The organism is Ruegeria marisrubri, from assembly GCF_001507595.1.
GTDB lineage: Bacteria > Pseudomonadota > Alphaproteobacteria > Rhodobacterales > Rhodobacteraceae > Ruegeria > Ruegeria marisrubri.
The window spans coordinates 171,798-192,935 of sequence record NZ_LQBQ01000037.1; the positions used below are offsets into that span (position 1 = coordinate 171,798).

Genomic DNA, 21,138 nt, shown 5'->3' on the forward strand with positions numbered 1-21,138 from the left:
CCGACACGATGAAAGACACCGTTTCCATCACCGGGTCCGCCCATACCGACCAAACCCATGACAGCGCGGTCAAGCATGTCACCGGACGGGCCGACTATACAGACGACATCGCCCTGCCCGAAGGCAGCCTGCACGCCTATCTCGGCGTGTCCGACGTGGCGCATGCGAAACTTCTGGACATCGATTTCACCGAGGTTCTCGCCATGCCGGGCGTTGTTGGCGTTCTGACTGCTGCCGATATTCCCGGGGCCAACGACATCAGCCCGACGGGTCTGAAGGACGAGCCGGTTTTCCCGACAGATGAAATCCAGTTCCACGGCCAGCCCCTGTTCGCCGTGGTCGCGGAAACCCGCGACATCGCCCGGCGCGCGGCCGAGCGGGCGCAGGTCGCGTACGAAACCCTGCCGCACGCGCTGGATCCCGTTGCTGCGCAGAAGGCCGGCTATCCTCATGTCACCGCCCCGCTGAAACTGGAGCGCGGGAATGTTTCGGCGGCACAGGCCGATGCGCCGCACCGGATCAGGGGCCGTATGCGGGTCGGCGGCCAGGACCACATGTACCTGGAAGGGCAGATCGCCCTTGCCATCCCCGGCGAGGACGACGACGTGATCGTTCATTGCTCGACCCAGCACCCGTCCGAGGCCCAGCACATGGTGGCGCATGTTCTTGGCGTGCCGTCCAATGCCGTCGTGGTGAACGTGCGCCGCATGGGCGGCGGGTTCGGGGGCAAGGAAAGCCAGATGAACCTGTTCTGTGCGGTTGCGGCCCTGGCCGCCAAGAAGTGGAACCGCGCCGTCAAGATCCGCCCGGACCGGGATCAGGACATGACCGCCACCGGCAAGCGCCATGACTTCGTGATCGACTATGACGTGGCCTTTGACGATGCGGGCCGCATTCAGGCGGTCGAGGGGTGTTTCGCCGCCCGCTGCGGATTCTCGGCCGATCTGTCTGGGCCGGTGACCGACCGGGCGCTGTTCCATGCCGACAACGCCTATTTCTATCCGAATGTGCGCCTCAACAGCCGGCCGATGAAGACCAACACGGTGTCGAACACCGCGTTTCGCGGGTTTGGCGGGCCGCAGGGCGTGATCGCGGCCGAACGGATGATCGAGGAGATCGCCTATGCCACCGGGCAGGATCCGCTGGATGTGCGCAAGGCGAATTTCTACGGCCCGGATGACCGGAACGTGACACCCTATCATCAGAAGGTCGAGGACAACATTCTGGACCGGCTGGTCGCAGAGTTGGAACAGACGTCCGACTATCGTCGGCGCCGGCAGGACATCATCACCTTCAACAAGACCTCGCCAGTCCTGAAAAGGGGCATCGCGCTGACACCCGTGAAGTTCGGAATCTCCTTCACGGCCACCTGGTACAACCAGGCGGGCGCGCTGGTGCATGTCTACAATGACGGCTCGATCCACCTCAATCACGGCGGCACGGAAATGGGCCAGGGGCTGAATACCAAGGTCGCGCAAGTGGTGGCCGAGGCCTTCCAGGTCGATATCGGCCGGATCAAGATCACCAGGACGACCACCGAGAAGGTGCCCAACACCTCGGCCACCGCGGCCTCGAGCGGCACCGACCTCAACGGCATGGCCGCGCTGGACGCGGTTGAACAGATCAAGGCACGGCTGGTGAAATTCGCCGCCGAGACCTGGGGCGTCTCACCGGACGAGGTGCGCTTTCTGCCGAACACCGTGCGGATCGGTCAGGACGAACTGGCCTTCGACGCATTCATCAAGCAGGCGTATCTGGCACGGGTGCAACTGTCGGCGGCCGGTTTCTACAAGACCCCCAAGATCCACTGGGACCGGGCCAGGGGCCAGGGGCGCCCGTTCTATTACTATGCCTACGGCGCCTCCTGTTCCGAGGTCACGATCGATACCCTGACCGGCGAATACCGCGTGGATCGCACGGACATCCTGCACGATGTCGGCCGGTCTCTGAACCCAGCCCTCGACAAGGGGCAGGTCGAAGGGGCCTTTGTTCAGGGGATGGGCTGGCTGACCACCGAAGAGCTGTGGTGGGACGATGCCGGCCGGCTGCGCACCCATGCACCCTCGACATACAAGATCCCGCTGGCCTCGGACCGTCCGCGCGTCTTCAACGTGAAGCTCGCCGACTGGTCGGAAAACCGCGAGCTGACCATCAAGCGCTCCAAGGCGGTAGGCGAGCCGCCCTTCATGCTGGGGATCTCGGTCTTCGAGGCGCTGTCCATGGCGGTGGCTTCGGTAGCCGACTATCGGGAATGTCCACGGCTGGATGCGCCGGCCACGCCCGAGCGGGTTCTGATGGCCGTTGCGCGGCTGCAGGCAGGGCCTTGACCGATGGCCCTGTCCGCCCGTTCGCTGGACGCGTTCCTGTCCGCGCAGGCATCGGTGATCCGCGTTGAGGTGACCCGCGTGCGGGGATCCTCGCCGCGCAACACGGGCACCGAGATGTTCGTGGCCCCGGATGCGATTTGGGGAACCATCGGTGGTGGCCAACTGGAATTCATCGCCATTGATGCGGCGCGCGAGATGCTGCGCGACGGGGCACTGCAAAGGGATCTGGACGTTCCGCTGGGCCCGGAAATCGGGCAATGCTGCGGCGGGCGGGTCGAGCTGCGGCTGTCGCGGATGCGCAGCTCGGACAAGCGGGCAGCAGTTGACCGCGCGACCCGGACCGACGAAACGCGGCCCCATGTCTATGTCATGGGTGCGGGTCATGTCGGGCGGGCGCTGGCCGATCTGTTTCAGCACCTGCCTGTCCATTGCATCCTGATCGACACCCGCGCCGAAGAAATCGAGCAATGCACGGCCGCGGTCGAGACCCGGGTCAGCGCCCTGCCCGAGGCGGAGATCTGGACCGCCCCTGCCGGCAGCGCCTTCATCATTCTGACCCACGACCACGGGCTGGACTTTCTTCTGACATCGGCGGCGCTGGAACGGGACGACGCCGCCTATGTCGGGATGATCGGGTCTGCGACCGAGCGCGCCAAGCTGAAGAACTGGGCGCACAGGAACTGTGGCGGACTATCCATCGAACAACTGAATTGCCCCATCGGGGCAAGCGGTAGCCGCGACAAGCGGCCCAGCGTCATCGCCGCCTTCGTGGTGGCTGAGGTGATGGCTGAATTGACCTCTGAAACTGCCGCGACCGCCCCAGCCGGGGCAACCCAAGCGCCCGTCCAGGGCCACCATAACGACCGGAAAGGGAGATCGGCCTGACACCCGTCCGGCCGTTCCGGTTCTATCAGAGGAGGAGACCGTCATGGACGGGAAAACCTATGAATACAAGCTGTTCACACGCAGCGACTTCAGCGCCTTCTGGGCGCTCTTTACCGACAACCTGGTCAATCTGCTGATCCTGTCCGGGGTCTGCCAGTTCGTGTTCCAGATGCCGGCTGGCATTGTGTTCGGCCGCATCGTGCCCGGCGCGGCAATCGCGATCCTGGCCGGGGTCGCCGTCTATGCCTTCATGGCCAAGTGGTCCGCGACACGGCAGGGCAAGGATGTCACTGCCCTGCCCTATGGCATCTCGACGCCGGTGATGTTCGTCTATCTGTTCGGCGTGATCGGGCCGATCTACTGGGCCACGGATGACCCGATGCTGGCCTGGCAGGTGGGTATCGGCGCCGGGTTCATGGGCGGCATCGTGGCTGCCCTGGGCGCCGTCGTCGGGCCGCATCTCAAGCGGATCACGCCGCGTGCCGGGATGCTGGGCACGCTGTGCGGCATCGCGCTGGTCTTCATCGGTTCCGTGCCGCTGGCCGAAATCTTCGAACACCCCATCATCGGGTTCACGTCGCTTCTGTTCATCCTGTGGGGGCTGATCGGGCGCTTTCGCCTGCCGGGCAACGTTCCCGCAGGACTTGTCGCCATCGCGGCCGGTACCGTGATCGCGCTGATACTCGGCGAATCCAGGATCGATGTCAGCGGCATCGGGTTCTATCCGCCGATCCCCTATTTCGGCGACCTCGTCGTGGGCGTGCAATACCTGTTCGCAAACCCCGAGCTGTTCCTGGTTCTGATCCCGGTGCAGATCTACAACTTCATCGAAACGATGAACAACGTGGAATCGGCCGAAGCCGCCGGCGATCACTACCCGGTCGGGCTATGCCAGGTGACGGATGGGGCGGGCACCATGCTGGGCGCTCTGTTCGGCTCGCCCTTTCCGACAACGGTCTATATCGGCCATCCGGCCTACAAGCGGCTGGACGCGCATGCCGGATATATCGTCGCTGTGGCCGTCGTGGTCGCCGCAGCCGCGTTCCTTGGCTTTTTGTCCTTCCTTGCGGGGCTGATCCCGATTGCGGCGGCAGCACCGGTGCTGGTCTTTGTCTCGGTGAGTTTGATCACCAATACCGCATGGGCCGTGAAACCGATGCACATGGCCGCGGTCTCGTTCGCGATCCTGCCGCATATCTCGGCCTTCCTGATGGTCAAGTGGGGGTCACTGATGAACGCGCTGCGCAGCACCGGAGTCGAAGGTCTGCCCAGCCTGGGGGATGAAGGCCTGACGGCGGCGCTTCTGATGGAAGGAGCGCATTACGAAGGCCATCTTGCCCTCAGCCAGGGTGCGATCATCACCGGCCTGATCTGGGGCGCCATCGTTGCCGACGTGATCGACGGCCGGTTCCGCATGGCCGCCGCATTTTCGGTCAGCGCCGCCGTGATGTCATCGGTCGGGATCATCCACGCCTACACGCTGCAGATGCCGCAGATCGACGGGATCACCGTTGGCTACCTGATCGTCGGGGCATTCCTCTACTTCTACCCGGCGCTTGCTCGGAAAGAGGACCTGGAACACCGGGTCATCGTACCCGATGAGCCGGATCTGATCGACGACGACTCTCCGGCCTACGAGGCCTGACCCCTTGGCGGGGCGGCCCAAGGGCCGCCCCGTCCCCAATCTTTGAAAGAATGAGACCTTCAATGACACGGAAAATGCTGCGCGGCCGTCTGCTGACCTTTCATCGCGAACCCCGGACCGGCGCCGATACCGGCGCCTATACCTATCTCGAAGACGGCGCTCTGCTGATCCGGAATGGAATCATCGAACAGTCCGGCCCCTTTACCGAGGTCGCCGCGCAGGCCGGTGATGTCCCGGTCACGGATCATCGGCCGCACCTGTTGATGGCGGGTTTCATCGACACGCATATCCATTTCCCGCAGGTGCAGGTGATCGCCTCGTGGGGCGCGCAGCTGTTGGATTGGCTCAACGACTACACTTTCCCGGAAGAGACCCGGTTTGCATCCGAGGCGCATTGCGCGCGGATGGCGCAGGCCTTCTACGATCAGCTCATCACGCATGGCACGACGACTGCGGTTGCCTACTGCTCGGTTCACAGATCCTCGGCGGATGCCTTCTTTGCCGAGGCGGTCCGGCGCAACATGCGGATGCTTGGCGGCAAGGTTCTGATGGACCGGAACGCACCGGACGGGCTGCGCGACACGCCGCAATCGGGCTATGACGACACCAAGGCACTGATATCCGACTGGCACGGCAAGGGCCGCGGCGGCTATGTCATTACCCCGCGCTTCGCGATCACGTCCACGCCCGAACAGATGGAAATGGCCCGGGCGCTTGCGGCGGAGCATCCCGACTGTCACATCCAGACGCATCTGTCGGAAAACCGCGACGAGATCGCCTATACTGCCCAGCTATACCCGCAGGCGCGCGACTATCTGGACGTTTATCAATCCTATGGATTGCTCGGACCAAAGACATTGCTGGGCCATGCCATCCATCTTGAGCCGCGCGAGATCGATGCCCTGGCCCAGACCGGGGCGCATCCGGTGTTTTGCCCGACCTCGAACCTGTTTCTGGGCAGCGGCCTGTTCGATCAGGCCGGTCTGAGCGCGCGCGGGATTTCCAACGGAATTGCAACCGATGTGGGGGCGGGCACCAGCTACTCCATGCTCCAGACCCTGAATGAAGGGTACAAGGTGCTGCAACTGCAAGGCGTTGCCCTTCATCCGCTGCAAGCCTTTCATTGGGCCACCCGCGGCAATGCCTGCGTCTTGGGCCTGGAGGACAAGATCGGAACCTTGGATCCGGGCAGCGAGGCGGACGTCGTCGTTCTCAACGCGCGCAGCACCCCGGCCATGGCCCTGCGGATGGAGCGCGCAAGCAGCCTTGCCGAAGAATTGTTCGTGCTTCAGATGATGGGCGACGACCGCGCGATCGAAGAGGTTTATGTGTCAGGCGCTGCCAGCAAGTCCAAGACGGAATCGCGCGCCATTCACTGCGTCTGACGACAGGCACCGGATATGTCGAGACGCGGTTGTCGACGGACGCCATTTGCCCTGTCGCCTGTCAACCGTCCCCCTCGCAGCAACCGTCATCTTCTGGTAATGAGCCCTGAACCCAAGGCATCAGCCTCGCCCGATATAGGGCATTGTCGTCGCCATGACGGTCATGAATTGAACGTTTGCCTCGGGCGGCAGACTGGCCATGTGCAGCACCGATCGCGCCGCATCCTCGACCGCCATCGTGGGGTCGGGCTCCCTGCCCTCGGCCAGGGCAGCATCCACCAGCCCCTGAACGATGGGCGTGCGGGCATTCCCGATGTCGATCTGCCCGCAGGCGATGCCGAAAGAACGCCCGTCCAGCGACAGGCTGCGGGTCAGGCCGGTGATCGCGTGTTTGGTCGCCGTGTAGTGCACCGAGTTCGGGCGCGGCACATGTGCCGCGATCGAGCCGTTGTTGATGATGCGTCCGCCCTGCGGGTCTTGGCGCCGCATGGCCTTGAACGCCGCCCTGGCGCACAGGAACATGCCGTTCAGGTTGACATCGACGCTCTGATACCAGTCCTCGAGCGCGATTTCGTCGATCGTGCCGCCGGGTGCGAATATGCCTGCATTGTTGAACAGGACATCCAGCCGCCCGGCCCACGCGACGAACGTGTCAAAGGCACTCGTCACCGCCTCTGGATCCGTCACGTCGGCCACCAGGGGCAGCGCGTTCGGCTTGCCTTCCGCCATTCTCTCCAGCACATCAGCCCGGCGCGCCAGCAACCCGACCTTCCATCCCTCTGACAGGAACAGTTCCGCCGACGCGCGGCCTATACCCGAGCTTGCCCCGGTCACGATGATCGTCTTCATGTCTCCTCCGCCTCCAGGGTCAGGGCCGCAGCCGGGGCTTGTTTCAGGTCGTCCACCCGCAATTCATGCGTCGGTTTCGACAGACGATTGCGCACCACCCAGATCAGGCGTTCCTGCGCCCGGGTGATGGCGACATAGGCCAGCCGCTTCCAGAGGGGCTGCCCCGCCTCGGTGCGCCCCATACGGGCCGCCGCATAAAGATCGGGGGCAAAGACCTGAACCGTATCCCATTGCGACCCCTGCGCCTTGTGGATGGTGACCGCCGCCCCATGCAGAAAGGTCGCCCCCATGCGGGCCGCGTAGGGGATGAATGGCTCTTCCTCGTCCGGCTTCTCGATCTTGACGATCGAGGCCGCGCTGACCTGCGGGTCTTCGGCCCCGATCACATGCAGGCGCGAAAAGCCCGGTTTGCGCCCCGGCCCGAGATAGATCACCTGCGCCCCCTTGATGAGGCCCCGCGCTTCGAGGTCCAGCCGTTTCTTCCTGTGCTTGAGCGGCAGTTCGATCCCGTCGCAGATCAGGGGCTCGCCCGGGAGCAACTCGGTTTCCGGGGCACCGTGGACGTGTCGGAAGGCGTTGATCAGCCTGATCCGCGTTGCGTTGCGCCAGACCAGAACGGGGCTGCGGGCCATGAGATCGACCTCGACCCGTTGCCCCCAGACCACCCTGTCATCCTGTCGGGCGGTCTGTTCCACCAGCCGCTCGAAATCCTCGAACCCGAGCGCGGGATCGGCCAGGGCATGGGCCAGATCCAGGATCGGGTTGTCGGCATCCTGACGGTGAATGCGATGCAGGGTCAGCTTGCGTTCTTCGGGCAAGGTGTCGAACACCATCGAGCCGGACTGGTTCACCGGAGCCAGCTGTGCCGGGTCGCCAAACAGCAGCAGGGTCGGAAAGATTTCCTGCAGGTCTTCGAACTGCCGGTCGTCCAGCATCGATGCCTCGTCGACGAAACCGATATCCAGCGGCTCGTCGCGGCGTTTCCAGCCGGTGATGAAATCCGACCCCCGCAGCCCGGCCGCAGCCAGCGCGCCGGGGATGGACTTGTTGTTGGCATAAAAAGCCGCCGCCCGGTCCAGCGCTTCGTCGGTCAGCCCTTCGATTTCGGGGCGTTCGTCGTTGCCGGCGAGCCATTCGGCGATACGCTCGTATTCCGGGTCATAGACGGGCGTATAGAGGATTCGGTGGATCGTGGTCGCGGGAACGCCGCGCAGGCGCAGAACGCTGGCGGCCTTGTTCGTCGGCGCAAGTATCGCCAGCGTGCGTTTGTCGCGTGACTTGCGGCTTTCAAAATCGCCCGACACCACGTTCACGCCGGCCTCGGCCAGCGCCTTGTACAGCTCGGCCAGCAGCAACGTCTTGCCGGATCCCGCCTTGCCGATCACCGCCATGACACCGGATTTTCCGGTGGTCGGCATTTTCAGCAGGGCTTCGTCTTGCAGGTCCACGCCGGCCGACCGCAGCATTTCTGCGATGCGGTCATAGGCGGTCGCCTGATCGTCGGAAAATGTCACTTTCGGCAAGGGCATGGCGCGACCCTACTAGGCCGCGCCAATCACCGCCAGATGCAGTTTCAGCTTTTCCGGAAACTCATGCGGAACGGGCGAAACGCGGCCTTTCCGCCTTGCCGAAGGCCGCATTGAACCACATGCGAGAAAGCTCTCTGGGGATGCCCGCACGTTCTGCGACGCGCGTGCAATCGGCAGGTGAGAACGGCCACAGCCCGACCGAAATTCGGTCCCGTCCGGTCCCTTCCGAGCCTAGGATTTCGGGCGAAGAGCCGATCAGGCGATAGATCCGCACCATGCGCGCATCGAACACGCCGGCGATATGTGTCAGGCCAAAGCCCTCCATCACCTCGCCTCCGCACAGCATGATCGCCCCTGCCGTTCGTGGGCTGGCCGTGCGCGACAGGCAGAACCGTGTGACCTCCCAGATCAGAGGACTACGGATCGGTGCGCCTCCGGTCAGGTGGCCGAACACGTCGTTGACCATCACCGGGCCGGTCGTCGGCAGAAACCGCATCGAGCCGCCGTGGCTGCCGTCCTCTTCTTCCCAGATCGCGTAAAGCGGATTCAGGTCGTCGTACTGATCGCGTTCCTCGCCCCTCTCGTTGACATGCACATCCCAGCCCAAACGGGTCTTGAACTGATCCGCGCGGTCGCGAAACATTCCTTCGGCCAGTTTTGGGTGGTTCTTCAACTCGTCTGCATAAAGATACCTGATCACGGCTTGCTCCCCTTGCTGCTCACATCCGGAACAAAGGGGGTACGGGCCTATGGTTAATTTCCGGTCAGCGGCCCGACCGGTCGTTAAACCACGATCAGCCCACGGCTCATGGAGGTGGCTATCGCATGGGTTGTATTCAGGGCACCAAGCTTGAAGCGGGCGCTTTCGATATAGACTCTGAGCGTATGCTCGGAGATCGAAAGGGAATGCGCCACCTGGGCGCGGCTGTATCCCAATGCCAGCAACGTCATCACGTCGATTTCGCGTGGCGACAGCGAGCGCGAAACCTCGGGCTGCCGATTGCTTTCGAACTCCAGCGCCTTTCGATTGAAATAGTGGGCGATCAGAATCAGATCCCGGCCATAGGCCTGGGTGATTTGCCGCCAGACTTCATCGGTGCAGGAGTGGTTGACGGTAAAGAGTGCGAACTGACCATTCGGACCTCGGATCGGTATGGAATAGCCCTGATTTCCGACGCCGTGCTGCAAGGCATCCTGCAAGAACGCCTTTGAAGTCTTTCCTGACCAGTCCAGACTCTTCCAATCGATCGGGTGAAACCTTTGAAAGCAGCCGATTATGACAGGATCTATCCGGTGGTAGTTGCGCTCCTGGTATCGCTGGACCCAAGCGTCGGGATAGGTTGTGCAACCATATTGATCTCCGGCGCTGTCAACCCAATGGTAAACGACGTGGCGGATCTCCAACCTGTCCCGGAGCGCAATGGCGATTTGCTCTAGCCCCTCAAGCGTGCTGGTGCTGTCCAATTCCTCGAGGACCGGGTTCAATTCGACCTTTGTTCCCATTCGCGGGCGCCAGTGCCTCTTCGTTCTTGAACGCAATCTCGGCAGCGGCGATCAGTCTGGTGTCGTCAAGCTGCTCGGCCAGCGCACTCAACCCGTTCGCGGCGGCGAAGGTTTTGAGGTCCGATAGAACGTCCAATATCCAATCGTTGTTCGGCATCAGAGTCTCCTCGAAGTGGTTAATGAATGGTTAACACAACCTTAGCATGTGTCGTCCATTAAGAAATACTCGCTGCTTTCTACTCCCCAAAAACAGCGAGGCGGCAACTGGCAAGCATTTGATACTTCTTGTCCCCAATCTCGCGCAAAAAATGCCCGCAAACCACAAAGGTGATTCGCGGGCAATCCGATTGGCCTGTTTGGTTCCGATCAGCCGCGGGCTTCGAGAACCTCTTCGAGCGTGCGCAGGCCGGTGCGCGGCGATTGCACCAGAACGGACATGTTGCCGGGCTTGTGCTCGTTGCGCATCATCTTCATGTGCGCCTCGGGCAGATCTGCCCAGGTGAACACCTCGGACATGCAGGGATCCAGACGCCGCTCCAGCATCAGCTTGTTTGCGGCCGAGGCCTGCTTGAGATGCGCAAAGTGCGAGCCCTGCAGACGCTTCTGGTGCATCCACATGTAACGCACGTCAAAGGTCAGGTTGTAACCGGTGGTGCCAGCACAGATCACCACCATGCCGCCCTTCTTCACGACGAAGGTCGAAACCGGGAAGGTGCTTTCACCCGGGTGTTCGAACACCATGTCGACATTCACGCCCTTGCCGGTGATATCCCAGATCGCCTTGCCGAACTTGCGGGCCTCCTTGAACCACTCGGCATATTCGGGCGTGTTCACCGTGGGCAACTGGCCCCAGCAGTTGAAGTCCTTGCGGTTGATGACGCCCTTGGCGCCCAGCCCCATGACGAAGTCGCGCTTGCTTTCGTCCGAGATCACGCCGATGGCGTTGGCGCCGGCCGTGTTGATCAGCTGGATCGCATAGGAGCCCAGACCGCCCGAAGCCCCCCAGACCAGAACGTTCTGGCCCGGCTTCAGATCATGCGGCTCGTGTCCGAACAGCATACGATAGGCGGTGGCCAGGGTCAGCGTGTAGCAGGCGCTTTCTTCCCAGGTCAGGTGCTTGGGGCGCGGCATCAGCTGTTGCGCCTGCACGTTGGTGAACTGGGCAAAAGAGCCGTCCGGGGTCTCGTAACCCCAGATCCGCTGGCTGGGCGAATACATCGGGTCGCCACCGTTGCATTCCTCGTCGTCGCCATCATCCTGGTTGCAGTGGATGACGACCTCGTCGCCCACCTTCCAACGCTTGACCTTGTCGCCCACGGCCCAGACGATACCCGAAGCATCCGAGCCCGCGATGTGATACGGGGCCTTGTGACCGTCAAAGGGGCTGATCGGCTTGCCCAACGCAGCCCAGACACCGTTGTAGTTTACGCCCGCGGCCATCACCAGAACCAGCACCTCGTGGCTGTCCAGTTCCGGCACGTCCACGACTTCCATCTGCATGGCTGTATTGGGCTCGCCGTGACGTTCCTTGCGGATGGCCCAAGCATACATCTTCTTGGGCACATACCCCATCGGCGGGATCTCTCCCATCTCGTAGAGGTCTTTTTCCGGCGCTTCGTAAGACGCGATGCCGCTGTCGGTGTCCAAAGCCATAGTGGCCTCCTTCGCTCAAAACTGTTGCCGCAACGCAGAATCGCGGCCTTCCTTGGATGGGATATTAACCTCCAAGCAACAATGCAATAGATTTCCAGTCATATTTTGTAATTTTATGACCCTGCGGTCGCAGAAACGCCCTTTGCAGTCGCAGAATTGTCCGGATTCGGGGCTCCCAGAAGGTGCGAGACAGATCGGGCATAGTATTCCATCAGGTGCCTACGCTCTTTGGCGGGCATCAGGAATCGGTTTTCCCGCAGCAATATGCGCCGCTCCACAAGCTGATCGATCGCAAACGTGATGGCATCGGCGTCCGGCTCCACATGATCATCCAATCCGCGAATGACCCCGGCGACCCTGGAAACAGCTTCTTGCTCTGGCAGTTTGCCGTTGGCCTGCACCAACCAGCAGGCCACCGGAGCCGGAACAAGGGGCACCGCGGCCCCGATCGCCGCCATGAGATCGCGGGCCAGCGGCGTTGTCACGTCTCCCTTCTGCCGGGCCCGGAACGCGCGCAGCGAAACCGGCCGCCCGTAGCGCACACAAGCCAGACCGAATCTGCGGTACCGCCCGGTCAGACGTCGCCAGAGCTGTTTCAGGATCCATCTGGAAATGACGCCTATCCTTGCGCGAAACCTTCTTTCGTTGCGGGATGCGGCCGCCGTCAGGATCGTGTCTTCCAGCACCCGGTCATAGTTCAGGGCAACGGGCACGAACACGACATCCCGAGCCTCTGCGCCCGTGCCCTCGACGATATATTTCAAAAGCCCGAGTTTCGGCCTGCCCAGCCCGCCCGACAGGCTGAGACCACCTTCGGGGAACATGGCCTGCGTCACTCCGGCTTCGGTCGCATGGCGGACGTAGCAGGCCAGAACCTGACGGTAGAGGTCGCTTCCCGACTTGCGGCGGATGAAATAGGCCCCCATCGCGCGGATCAGCCGGCTGAGCGGCCAGACACGCGCCCATTCCCCCACCGCGTAGGACAGCGCCGACTGCTTGGCCGCCAGGTAGGTCACCAGAACATAGTCCATGTTGCTGCGATGGTTCATGACGAACACGACCGTCGCATCGGGGTCTATGTCCTTCAGCGCCTTCTCATCTTCGTAACTCAGCCGCACATCGTAAAAGGCATTGCTCAACAGACGCGCCACGCGGATGGCAAAGCTGAAATATGCAAAGGCCGAAAAGGACGGAACGATCTCGCGCGCGTATCTGCGCGCCTGTTCAAAAGCGACGGCCTCGGGGATCTCGTGTTTCCTGGCATGTTCCTGCACGGCCTGACCGACCTGCGGATCGTAGATCAGGCGCTGGATCATGTCGTGGCGGCGCGCCAGCTTGAACGGCTGGATCGGGCGCTGCAACCGCTGGTTCAGGCGCGCGACTGCTCTTTCCAGACGCCGCCGAAAGAACCACCGGACCGAAGGGAACAGGAAATGCGACGCGAAGGTGACCGCGGCAAACACCACGATCAGCAGAAATAGCCACAACGGAAGTTCAACGGTCCGGTCCATTGGCGCACCCTGCCACCAAACGCTTTTGGCCTCAATCTGTGCAAAGTTGCCCATGCCGCAACGCAGCGAATTGACATATCCCGAAAATTGCGATTTAGAACGTTGCTGTGAAATATTATTGCCCACTAACCCGAGAGGCCGCCCAATGACGCAGACGCAGAAAGATCGCCCCTGGCTGATCCGGACCTATGCCGGTCATTCCACAGCCAAAGCCTCGAACGAGCTTTACCGCACCAATCTCGCCAAAGGGCAGACCGGTCTGTCGGTTGCCTTCGATCTGCCGACGCAGACAGGCTATGACAGCGATCACACCTTGGCCCGTGGCGAGGTCGGCAAGGTGGGCGTGCCGATCTGCCATCTGGGCGACATGCGCGTTCTGTTCGACCAGATCCCGCTGGAGCAGATGAACACCTCGATGACCATCAACGCCACCGCACCCTGGCTGCTGGCGCTTTACATCGCGGTGGCCGAGGAACAGGGTGCCGACATCTCCAAGTTGCAGGGCACGGTCCAGAACGACCTGATCAAGGAGTATCTGAGCCGCGGCACCTATGTCTGCCCGCCGAAACCCTCGCTGAAGATGATCGCGGACGTGGCCGAATATTGTTACGCCAATGTGCCGAAATGGAACCCGATGAACGTGTGTTCCTATCACTTGCAAGAGGCCGGCGCGACGCCGGAACAGGAACTGGCCTATGCGCTGGCCACAGCCATTGCCGTTCTGGACGAGCTGCGCCCGCGCGTACCGGCCGAGGATTTCCCGGCGCTGTGCGGCCGCATCTCGTTTTTCGTGAATGCTGGCATCCGTTTCGTCACCGAAATGTGCAAGATGCGCGCTTTCGTGGACCTTTGGGACGAAATCCTGCTGGAACGTTACGGCGTCGAAAACCCGAAATTCCGCCGTTTCCGCTATGGCGTTCAGGTCAACTCGCTGGGCCTGACCGAGCAGCAGCCCGAAAACAACGTCTACCGCATCCTGATCGAAATGCTGGCCGTGACCCTGTCGAAAAAGGCACGCGCCCGCGCGGTGCAGCTGCCGGCCTGGAACGAGGCCCTGGGCCTGCCGCGCCCCTGGGACCAGCAGTGGTCGATGCGGATGCAGCAGATCCTGGCCTATGAAACCGACCTGCTGGAATATGGCGACCTGTTCGACGGCAACCCGGTGGTCGACGCCAAGGTCGAGGAACTGAAGGAGGGGGCGCGCGCCGAACTGGCCAATCTCGATTCCATGGGTGGCGCGGTGGCCGCGATCGAATACATGAAGTCGCGGCTGGTAGATTCGAACGCCGAACGCCTGAACCGCATCGAGCGCAATGAAACCATCGTCGTCGGCGTCAACAAATGGACGGAAGGCGAACCTTCGCCCCTGCAGACCGAGGATGGCGGCATCATGGTCGTCGATCCGGCGGTGGAACAGGAACAGATCGCCCGTCTCAACGAATGGCGCGCAAACCGCGATGACGAGGCCGTCAAGGCCGCACTGGAGGCGCTGCGCGAGGCGGCCAGAACCGGCGCCAATGTCATGGAACCCTCGATCGCCGCAGCCAAGGCGGGCGTGACCACCGGCGAATGGGCCGAGGAGATGCGCAAGGCCTACGGCACCTATCGCGGCCCGACCGGCGTGTCGGGTTCGGTCTCGAACAAGACCGAAGGACTGGAAGACCTGCGCGCAGCCGTGGATGCTGTCAGCGACAAACTGGGGCGCCGCCTGAAATTCCTGGTTGGCAAACCCGGGCTGGACGGTCACTCCAACGGTGCCGAGCAGATCGCCTTCCGGGCGCGGGATTGCGGCATGGACATCTCGTATGAAGGCATCCGGCTGACGCCCGAGGAAATCGTCACCTCGGCGATCGAGGAAGACGCCCATGTCATTGGTCTGTCGATCCTCTCCGGCAGCCATATCCCGCTGGTCGAAGAGGTAATGAAGCGTCTCAGAGAAGAGGGCCGGGATGACATCCCTGTGGTCGTCGGCGGAATCATTCCCGATGACGACGCGGCAAGACTGAAAGCCATGGGCGTTGCCAAGGTCTATACGCCCAAGAATTTCGAATTGAATGCGATCATGAGCGATATCGTGACGCTGGTCAGCAGCACGGAGATGGCGGCAGAGTAAATCCCCGCTCCTGCCGAATTTGCAGGCTGGAAAAAATAGCCGAATGGGTTAACGTGGCAATTATCATACCACGTTAATCCGGCTGCTGCCGAACGGAGCATGAAATGGGATTTGACCTGAACAAAATGTCGCGCAAAGAGCTTCTCGAATTGCGCGACAAAATTGAGATTGCTCTGAAAGACGCAGAACAAAGGGAGCGGCAGGAAGCATTGAGAGCCGCCGAGAAAGCTGCCGCGCAGTTTGGCTTCTCTTTGGCGGAACTGTCTGGAGACGCTCGGCGCGGCACCAAGGGGACCAAGGCGAAACCCAAATACCGCAACCCCCGGAATCCAGAGCAGACCTGGACTGGACGTGGTCGCAAACCACAATGGATTCATGATGCGCTCAAGAACGGGGCTGATATATCGGACCTGGAAATCTGACCAGATCTGGATTCGAAAATGACAATTCACATTGGCGCCGAAAAAGGCGAAATCGCGGAAACCGTTCTGCTGCCCGGTGATCCCTACCGCGCGAAATGGGCTGCGGAAACATTCCTGTCGGACGTAAAGCAGATAAACAACGTGCGTGGGATGCTCGGTTTTACCGGCTTCTGGAAAGGAAACCGCGTCACAATTCAAGGAAGCGGCATGGGAATGCCGTCGCTTTCTATTTATGTGAACGAACTGATCCGCGATTACGGCGCGAAAACGCTGATCCGCATCGGGTCATGCGGGGCCATGCAGGACAGCGTGAAAATCCGCGACGTCATTCTGGCCATGACATCGACGACCCTCAGCACCCCGTCGCGCGGAATTCTCAGGGAGTTGAATTTCGCGCCCTGCGCCGATTGGAGCCTGCTTCAGGCGGCCGCAGACGCGGCGCAGGCCAAGGGCACGCCCACGCATATCGGCGGCATCTATTCCTCGGACGTTTTCTATGACGAACGCCCCGACCTGAACGAACAGATGGTTCGTCACGGAATCCTGGGCGTCGAGATGGAGGCAGCCGAGCTCTATATCCTGGCCGCGCGCCACAAGTGCCGGGCGCTGGCGGTTCTGACGGTCTCCGATCATCTGCTGACCGGCGAAGCCCTGCCCTCGGACGAGCGCGAGCAAAGCTTTGGCGACATGGTCGAGATTGCCTTGCGGGCCGCTTTCCCGGACGCCGACTGAACCACGACCAACGCCGCAATAGTCAGAGCAACCGGGCAGAGCCATCCCTGCCCGGTTTTTCTCGTTACCGCCCGTGGCTGCGGTCGTAACCGCTCGGGGCGGGGCTTTTCCAGCCGTCCAGCGCGCCCTCCTTGGGCGCGAAAACTTCGACCAGCAGCGGATAACAGGCCGCCTCGTCGGATGAATGCTCGGCCGAACAGTCGCCGCCCGGACAGGCGCTCAGATTGCCCAGCAGGCCGAATTCGGCGAAAAACTCCAGGTAGTCGCCCGGCCGGACCGGCGACGCCTTCATGAAGTATTGCCCCGTATCCCGCGTGAAACCTGTGCACATGAAGACGTTGAGGACGTCATGCACATGTGGCTCGGCCTCGGCCAGCGATATGCCGAGGTGATCCGCAAGAGCGCGTGTCAGGTTCGAGTGACAGCAATGATGGTATTGCGTGCCGGACAGAAGATTGCCGGTATAGGGGTCGCAGCGCGTTCCGATCACGTCATGCACCGAGCCGCCATATTGGTCGATGCCATACCACTCCAGCGTGTCCTCGATGATGGTCGCCATCGGGCGCAGGCGCGGAAAGCTCGACCACATGCGCTCGCCGGTCGTGAGATGCGTGCCATGCAAGGCACGGGTCTTGCCCGAGTAGAACCTCTCGGACAGGTCGTTGAGGTTCCACAGGTTCAAATCCCCGACCTGCGGCCCCTCGACCGAGGTGATGCGAAAGAAATGCCCGGCAGGCACCTCGAAGCAGCGCGCGTCGCGTGGCGGAACCAGCACTTCGCCGATCTTGTCCGCAGTATCGCGGGCCGCGCGATACTGCGCGAGATCGGGTTTGGGCAGGGTGTCGTTGGGGTAGCAGATCACCGGCGCCACGGCGCGGCGTTCATCGGCGTCAGGTGGGGCGGGATGTTTGGTCATGGCCAGCCTCGCGTTGATCCTTAGCCGCAAGCTGACACCGTTTCGACCGGGTGAAAAGCCCCCGGAACCCTAGCGCGAGCAATCTTCCTTCTAACTTCTGGAGTCGCCCTGGCCACGCAGACACTGGCGCGGCATGACTTCGCCGGCCTGCTCGGCGCCGCAATAGGCGCACCGCCAAAGACCCTCGGACCGGTTCTGTCGCCAGCGGCAGTCCCTTGTCAGGCTCGAAGTCCGGGCGCGCCAGACGAAATAGACAAAGACGCCAAGCGCCAGGGCAAGAAGAAGCAGGGGCATGTCTGGCCTCTGCCCCAACAGGGTTCGAATTGCAAGCGAACCCGGAGACGAAGCGCCAAAGGCGGTTCACCTGCCGGGTCCGACAGAGAGATGTGTCCGTCAGGCGGCGTTTGCGTATTCGAACAGATCCGGCTCTCGCTTGGCTTGCGGCTGCTTTGGTTCGGGCATGTAATACGACCAAGCCTGCTCAAGCAGTTCCAGCGCCTCATCTGCGGTGGTTTTCCGTTTGGATGTTTCGGCTTTCATGGGTGTGATCCTGTCGTCGAGTTCATCACCCCTCCCCGACGCCAAGATAGCCCTGGGCCAGAGCATTTGCATCTGCCGTTTCTGCAAATGGGCCATGCACTTGCCGCAACGCGGCAAGTGCAATTCTTGAAAATCAGACGGTGCGCTCGACCATCAGCTTCTTGATCTCGGCAATCGCCTTGGCCGGGTTCAGACCCTTGGGACAGGTCTTGGCGCAGTTCATGATCGTGTGGCAACGATACAGCTTGAACGGATCCTCGAGCTGGTCCAGACGCTCGCCCGTGGCCTCGTCACGGCTGTCGATGATCCAGCGATAGGCATGCAGCAGCGCGGCGGGGCCGAGATAGCGGTCGCCGTTCCACCAATAGCTGGGGCACGAGGTCGAACAGCTGGCGCACATCACGCATTCATAGAGGCCGTCCAGCTTCTTGCGATCCTCGATCGACTGCCGCCACTCTTTCGCGGGCGGGTTGGTCTTGGTTTCCAGCCAGGGCATGATCGAGGCATGCTGCGCGTAGAAATGGGTCAGGTCGGGGATCAGGTCCTTGACCACCGGCATGTGCGGCAGCGGATAGATCTTCACGTCACCCTTGATCTCGTCCATGCCGTAGATGCAGGCCAGCGTGTTGATCCCGTCGATGTTCATCGCGCAGGAGCCGCAGATGCCCTCGCGGCAGGACCGGCGGAAGGTCAGGGTCGGGTCGATCTTGTTCTTGATGTAGATGAGCGCATCCAGAACCATCGGCCCACAATCGTCCATGTCCACGAAATAGGTATCGACGCGCGGATTCTGCCCGTCATCCGGGTTCCAGCGGTAAATCTGGAACTTGCGCACATTGGTCGCGCCTTCGGGCCGGGGCCATGTCTTGCCCGTGGTGATGCGCGAATTCTTCGGGAGGGTCAGTTGTACCATGTGTTCCTCTCCTTAGAAGGTCCGCGCCTTGGGCGCGATTTTCTTGAGGCTGATGCCGCCCTCCTGCTCGGAAGTCAGCGGATCGACGATCACGGGACGATAGCTGAGCTCCACCTTGTTCCCGTGAACGCGGCTAACGGTATGGACCCGCCAGTTCTCATCGTCGCGCTCGGGGAAATCCTCGTGCGCATGGGCACCGCGCGATTCCTTGCGTGCCTCGGCGCCCACGATGGTGGCCAGCGCGTTGGGCATCAGGTTGGTCAGTTCCAGCGTTTCCATCAGGTCGCTGTTCCAGACCAGGCTGCGGTCGGTGACCTTCAGGTCGTCCAGCTTGGCCGCGATCGCGGTCATCTTCTCGACGCCTTCGGCCATGGTCTTGGCGGTGCGGAACACGGCTGCGTCGGCCTGCATGGTCTTCTGCATTTCCAGCCGCAGTTCGGCGGTCGGGATGTTGCCATCGGCGTGGCGCAGGGCGTCGAAGCGGTCGAAGGCCTTGTCGACCGAGGCCTTGTTCAGCTCCGGGTTCGGCGCCTCGGGGTCCACGACCTTGCCCGCGCGGATGGCAGCCGCACGCCCGAACACCACGAGGTCGATCAGCGAGTTCGATCCCAGCCGGTTCGCACCGTGCACCGAGGCACAGCCGGCCTCGCCCACGGCCATCAGGCCCGGCACGACGGCGTTGGGATCCTCGGAAGTCGGGTTCAGCACCTCGCCCCAATAGTTCGTGGGGATGCCGCCCATGTTGTAGTGCACCGTCGGCAGAACCGGGATCGGTTCCTTGGTGACGTCGACGCCGGCAAAGATCTTGGCCGATTCCGAGATGCCGGGCAGGCGTTCAGCCAGAGCCTCGGGCGGCAGGTGGCTGAGGTTCAGGTGGATGTGGTCGCCATCCTTGCCCACGCCGCGGCCTTCGCGGATCTCCATGGTCATCGAACGCGAAACATAGTCACGCGGTGCCAGATCCTTGTACTGGGGCGCGTAGCGCTCCATGAAGCGCTCGCCTTCCGAGTTGGTCAGGTAACCGCCCTCGCCGCGGGCGCCTTCGGTGATCAGACAGCCCGAGCCATAGATGCCGGTCGGGTGGAACTGCACGAATTCCATGTCCTGCAGCGCCAGCCCGGCGCGGGCCACCATGCCGCCGCCATCGCCGGTGCAGGTGTGGGCCGAGGTCGCGCTAAAATAGGCGCGACCATATCCGCCGGTGGCCAGCACCACCATCTTGGCGTTGAAGACATGCATGGTGCCATCGTCCAGCTTCCAGCAGACGACGCCCTGGCACTGTCCGTCCTCGGACATGATCAGGTCGATCGCGAAATACTCGATGTAGAATTCCGCATTGTTCTTCAGCGACTGGCCATACAGCGTGTGCAGGATCGCGTGGCCGGTCCGGTCGGCGGCGGCGCAGGTGCGCTGCACCGGCGGGCCTTCACCGAATTCGGTGGTGTGGCCGCCGAAGGGGCGCTGATAGATCTTGCCTTCTTCGGTGCGCGAGAACGGCACACCGTAATGCTCCAGCTCATAGACGGCCTTGGGCGCCTCGCGGGCGAGGTACTCCATCGCGTCGGTGTCGCCCAGCCAGTCCGAGCCCTTGACGGTGTCATACATGTGCCACTGCCAGTGGTCGGGGCCCATGTTCGACAACGACGCCGCGATGCCGCCCTGCGCCGCAACGGTGTGCGAGCGGGTCGGGAAAACCTTGGTCACGCAGGCCGTGCGCAGGCCCTGTTCGGCCATGCCCAGCGTGGCCCGCAGCCCGGCCCCACCGGCGCCGACGACGACCACGTCATATTCGTGCGTTTCGTATTCGTATGCAGCCATTTCTTTCAGCTCCGGGGTGTTAGAGGGCGATGCGGGCGATGGCAAAAATGCCAACGGCGGCCGCGCCATAGGACAGACAAGTCACAAGGATGATCAGCACCTTTTCCATGGTGCCGTGCACATAGTCCTCGATCATCACCTGCGCGCCATCGGCGAAATGCTTGAAGCCGACGAGCAGCGTCAGCGCCGCCACGATGGCGGGGAAGGGACGCGAGAAATAGTCCATGACGGCGTCATGTGACTGGCCCAGCATCGGGCCGAAGGTAAAGACGAAAAGCGGCACGAGGATCAGCAGAGCCACCGAGCTGACCTTCATGGCCCAGAAATGCGCGGTGCCGGACTTGGCCGATCCCATGCCGACGGCGCGCTTGCGGTCTGTGAGATAACGCATCTTGGG

At 62.2% G+C, this 21,138-nt stretch carries 20 protein-coding genes; 7 read left to right on the forward strand and 13 right to left on the reverse strand.

What is annotated here, in order from left to right; genetic code table 11:
• The first annotated feature begins 8 nt into the window (after positions 1-8).
• The 4 genes from xdhB to guaD all read left to right on the forward strand — a co-directional run bounded on the left by xdhB (position 9) and on the right by guaD (position 6,242).
• Positions 9-2,327, forward strand: coding sequence for a xanthine dehydrogenase molybdopterin binding subunit (gene xdhB / locus AVO45_RS17390; RefSeq protein ID WP_068349550.1), 2,319 nt, complete (start codon positions 9-11; stop codon positions 2,325-2,327).
• Between the two features lie 3 nt (positions 2,328-2,330).
• Complete coding sequence (gene xdhC / locus AVO45_RS17395; RefSeq protein WP_099045747.1) at positions 2,331-3,212, forward strand: xanthine dehydrogenase accessory protein XdhC; 882 nt, start codon at positions 2,331-2,333, stop codon at positions 3,210-3,212.
• 43 nt (positions 3,213-3,255) lie between these two features.
• Positions 3,256-4,857: a xanthine/uracil/vitamin C permease gene (locus AVO45_RS17400; protein WP_068349552.1), complete on the forward strand. Its 1,602-nt coding sequence runs from the start codon at positions 3,256-3,258 to the stop codon at positions 4,855-4,857.
• A gap of 62 nt (positions 4,858-4,919) precedes the next feature.
• The gene (gene guaD, locus AVO45_RS17405) at positions 4,920-6,242 is read left to right on the forward strand and encodes a guanine deaminase (RefSeq protein WP_068349553.1); all 1,323 of its coding nucleotides are present in this window, start codon (positions 4,920-4,922) and stop codon (positions 6,240-6,242) included.
• A gap of 120 nt (positions 6,243-6,362) precedes the next feature.
• Here guaD and AVO45_RS17410 read toward each other — a convergent pair whose 3' ends face one another.
• From AVO45_RS17410 to AVO45_RS17435, 7 genes are all read right to left on the reverse strand, one after another.
• Positions 6,363-7,091, reverse strand: coding sequence for an SDR family oxidoreductase (locus tag AVO45_RS17410; RefSeq protein WP_068349555.1), 729 nt, complete (start codon positions 7,089-7,091; stop codon positions 6,363-6,365).
• Positions 7,088-8,620: an ATP-dependent DNA helicase gene (locus AVO45_RS17415; protein ID WP_068349556.1), complete on the reverse strand. Its 1,533-nt coding sequence runs from the start codon at positions 8,618-8,620 to the stop codon at positions 7,088-7,090. The genes AVO45_RS17410 and AVO45_RS17415 overlap by 4 nt, the downstream gene beginning before the upstream one ends.
• A gap of 61 nt (positions 8,621-8,681) precedes the next feature.
• On the reverse strand, positions 8,682-9,320 hold the full coding sequence (locus AVO45_RS17420; RefSeq protein WP_068349558.1) for an acyl-homoserine-lactone synthase: 639 nt from the start codon (positions 9,318-9,320) through the stop codon (positions 8,682-8,684).
• 83 nt (positions 9,321-9,403) lie between these two features.
• Positions 9,404-10,123: a helix-turn-helix transcriptional regulator gene (locus AVO45_RS17425; protein WP_068349560.1), complete on the reverse strand. Its 720-nt coding sequence runs from the start codon at positions 10,121-10,123 to the stop codon at positions 9,404-9,406.
• Positions 10,062-10,280, reverse strand: coding sequence for a hypothetical protein (locus AVO45_RS19835; protein ID WP_157770197.1), 219 nt, complete (start codon positions 10,278-10,280; stop codon positions 10,062-10,064). Before AVO45_RS19835 ends, AVO45_RS17425 begins: the two co-directional genes overlap by 62 nt.
• Before the next feature lie 209 nt (positions 10,281-10,489).
• Positions 10,490-11,776: a crotonyl-CoA carboxylase/reductase gene (ccrA, locus tag AVO45_RS17430; protein ID WP_068349562.1), complete on the reverse strand. Its 1,287-nt coding sequence runs from the start codon at positions 11,774-11,776 to the stop codon at positions 10,490-10,492.
• Between the two features lie 113 nt (positions 11,777-11,889).
• Positions 11,890-13,287 (reverse strand): 1-acyl-sn-glycerol-3-phosphate acyltransferase, encoded by a 1,398-nt coding sequence (locus AVO45_RS17435; protein ID WP_068349564.1) that lies wholly within the window; start codon positions 13,285-13,287, stop codon positions 11,890-11,892.
• 145 nt (positions 13,288-13,432) lie between these two features.
• On the opposite strand from AVO45_RS17435, the gene AVO45_RS17440 reads away from it, so the two are divergent.
• From AVO45_RS17440 to deoD, 3 genes are all read left to right on the forward strand, one after another.
• Positions 13,433-15,400 (forward strand): protein meaA, encoded by a 1,968-nt coding sequence (locus AVO45_RS17440; RefSeq protein ID WP_068349565.1) that lies wholly within the window; start codon positions 13,433-13,435, stop codon positions 15,398-15,400.
• Between the two features lie 104 nt (positions 15,401-15,504).
• Positions 15,505-15,822, forward strand: a complete 318-nt coding sequence (locus AVO45_RS17445) for an H-NS histone family protein (protein ID WP_068349568.1) — start codon at positions 15,505-15,507, stop codon at positions 15,820-15,822.
• A gap of 18 nt (positions 15,823-15,840) precedes the next feature.
• Positions 15,841-16,554 carry a purine-nucleoside phosphorylase gene (deoD, locus tag AVO45_RS17450; RefSeq protein ID WP_068349570.1) on the forward strand — a complete coding sequence of 238 codons (714 nt, stop codon included), beginning with the start codon at positions 15,841-15,843 and terminating at the stop codon, positions 16,552-16,554.
• A 64-nt stretch (positions 16,555-16,618) separates the two neighbouring features.
• Here the strand turns inward: deoD and AVO45_RS17455 are convergent, their stop codons facing one another.
• The 6 genes from AVO45_RS17455 to sdhD all read right to left on the reverse strand — a co-directional run bounded on the left by AVO45_RS17455 (position 16,619) and on the right by sdhD (position 21,132).
• Positions 16,619-17,470, reverse strand: a complete 852-nt coding sequence (locus AVO45_RS17455) for an urea carboxylase-associated family protein (protein ID WP_205627907.1) — start codon at positions 17,468-17,470, stop codon at positions 16,619-16,621.
• Between the two features lie 90 nt (positions 17,471-17,560).
• Positions 17,561-17,764: a hypothetical protein gene (locus AVO45_RS17460; protein ID WP_068349572.1), complete on the reverse strand. Its 204-nt coding sequence runs from the start codon at positions 17,762-17,764 to the stop codon at positions 17,561-17,563.
• A 99-nt stretch (positions 17,765-17,863) separates the two neighbouring features.
• A complete protein-coding gene (locus tag AVO45_RS17465) occupies positions 17,864-18,106 on the reverse strand; it encodes a hypothetical protein (protein WP_068349574.1) in 243 nt (80 codons plus the stop codon).
• Between the two features lie 37 nt (positions 18,107-18,143).
• Positions 18,144-18,923, reverse strand: a complete 780-nt coding sequence (locus tag AVO45_RS17470; RefSeq protein WP_068349576.1) for a succinate dehydrogenase iron-sulfur subunit — start codon at positions 18,921-18,923, stop codon at positions 18,144-18,146.
• Positions 18,924-18,935: 12 nt separating this feature from the next.
• Positions 18,936-20,741: a succinate dehydrogenase flavoprotein subunit gene (gene sdhA, locus AVO45_RS17475; RefSeq protein ID WP_068349578.1), complete on the reverse strand. Its 1,806-nt coding sequence runs from the start codon at positions 20,739-20,741 to the stop codon at positions 18,936-18,938.
• A gap of 19 nt (positions 20,742-20,760) precedes the next feature.
• Positions 20,761-21,132 carry a succinate dehydrogenase, hydrophobic membrane anchor protein gene (gene sdhD, locus AVO45_RS17480; protein WP_068349581.1) on the reverse strand — a complete coding sequence of 124 codons (372 nt, stop codon included), beginning with the start codon at positions 21,130-21,132 and terminating at the stop codon, positions 20,761-20,763.
• Positions 21,133-21,138 lie beyond the last annotated feature (6 nt).

What these genes read in the sequence shown, in the direction of transcription:
- xdhB (WP_068349550.1), top strand. Translation starts at nt 9, where the DNA reads ATGAAAGACACCGTTTCCATCACCGGGTCCGCCCATACCGACCAAACC.
- xdhC (WP_099045747.1), top strand. Translation starts at nt 2,331, where the DNA reads ATGGCCCTGTCCGCCCGTTCGCTGGACGCGTTCCTGTCCGCGCAGGCA.
- AVO45_RS17400 (WP_068349552.1), top strand. Translation starts at nt 3,256, where the DNA reads ATGGACGGGAAAACCTATGAATACAAGCTGTTCACACGCAGCGACTTC.
- guaD (WP_068349553.1), top strand. Translation starts at nt 4,920, where the DNA reads ATGACACGGAAAATGCTGCGCGGCCGTCTGCTGACCTTTCATCGCGAA.
- AVO45_RS17410 (WP_068349555.1), bottom strand. Translation starts at nt 7,091, where the DNA reads ATGAAGACGATCATCGTGACCGGGGCAAGCTCGGGTATAGGCCGCGCG.
- AVO45_RS17415 (WP_068349556.1), bottom strand. Translation starts at nt 8,620, where the DNA reads ATGCCCTTGCCGAAAGTGACATTTTCCGACGATCAGGCGACCGCCTAT.
- AVO45_RS17425 (WP_068349560.1), bottom strand. Translation starts at nt 10,123, where the DNA reads ATGGGAACAAAGGTCGAATTGAACCCGGTCCTCGAGGAATTGGACAGC.
- AVO45_RS19835 (WP_157770197.1), bottom strand. Translation starts at nt 10,280, where the DNA reads ATGCCGAACAACGATTGGATATTGGACGTTCTATCGGACCTCAAAACC.
- ccrA (WP_068349562.1), bottom strand. Translation starts at nt 11,776, where the DNA reads ATGGCTTTGGACACCGACAGCGGCATCGCGTCTTACGAAGCGCCGGAA.
- AVO45_RS17435 (WP_068349564.1), bottom strand. Translation starts at nt 13,287, where the DNA reads ATGGACCGGACCGTTGAACTTCCGTTGTGGCTATTTCTGCTGATCGTG.
- AVO45_RS17440 (WP_068349565.1), top strand. Translation starts at nt 13,433, where the DNA reads ATGACGCAGACGCAGAAAGATCGCCCCTGGCTGATCCGGACCTATGCC.
- AVO45_RS17445 (WP_068349568.1), top strand. Translation starts at nt 15,505, where the DNA reads ATGGGATTTGACCTGAACAAAATGTCGCGCAAAGAGCTTCTCGAATTG.
- deoD (WP_068349570.1), top strand. Translation starts at nt 15,841, where the DNA reads ATGACAATTCACATTGGCGCCGAAAAAGGCGAAATCGCGGAAACCGTT.
- AVO45_RS17455 (WP_205627907.1), bottom strand. Translation starts at nt 17,470, where the DNA reads ATGACCAAACATCCCGCCCCACCTGACGCCGATGAACGCCGCGCCGTG.
- AVO45_RS17460 (WP_068349572.1), bottom strand. Translation starts at nt 17,764, where the DNA reads ATGCCCCTGCTTCTTCTTGCCCTGGCGCTTGGCGTCTTTGTCTATTTC.
- AVO45_RS17465 (WP_068349574.1), bottom strand. Translation starts at nt 18,106, where the DNA reads ATGGCCCATTTGCAGAAACGGCAGATGCAAATGCTCTGGCCCAGGGCT.
- AVO45_RS17470 (WP_068349576.1), bottom strand. Translation starts at nt 18,923, where the DNA reads ATGGTACAACTGACCCTCCCGAAGAATTCGCGCATCACCACGGGCAAG.
- sdhA (WP_068349578.1), bottom strand. Translation starts at nt 20,741, where the DNA reads ATGGCTGCATACGAATACGAAACGCACGAATATGACGTGGTCGTCGTC.
- sdhD (WP_068349581.1), bottom strand. Translation starts at nt 21,132, where the DNA reads ATGCGTTATCTCACAGACCGCAAGCGCGCCGTCGGCATGGGATCGGCC.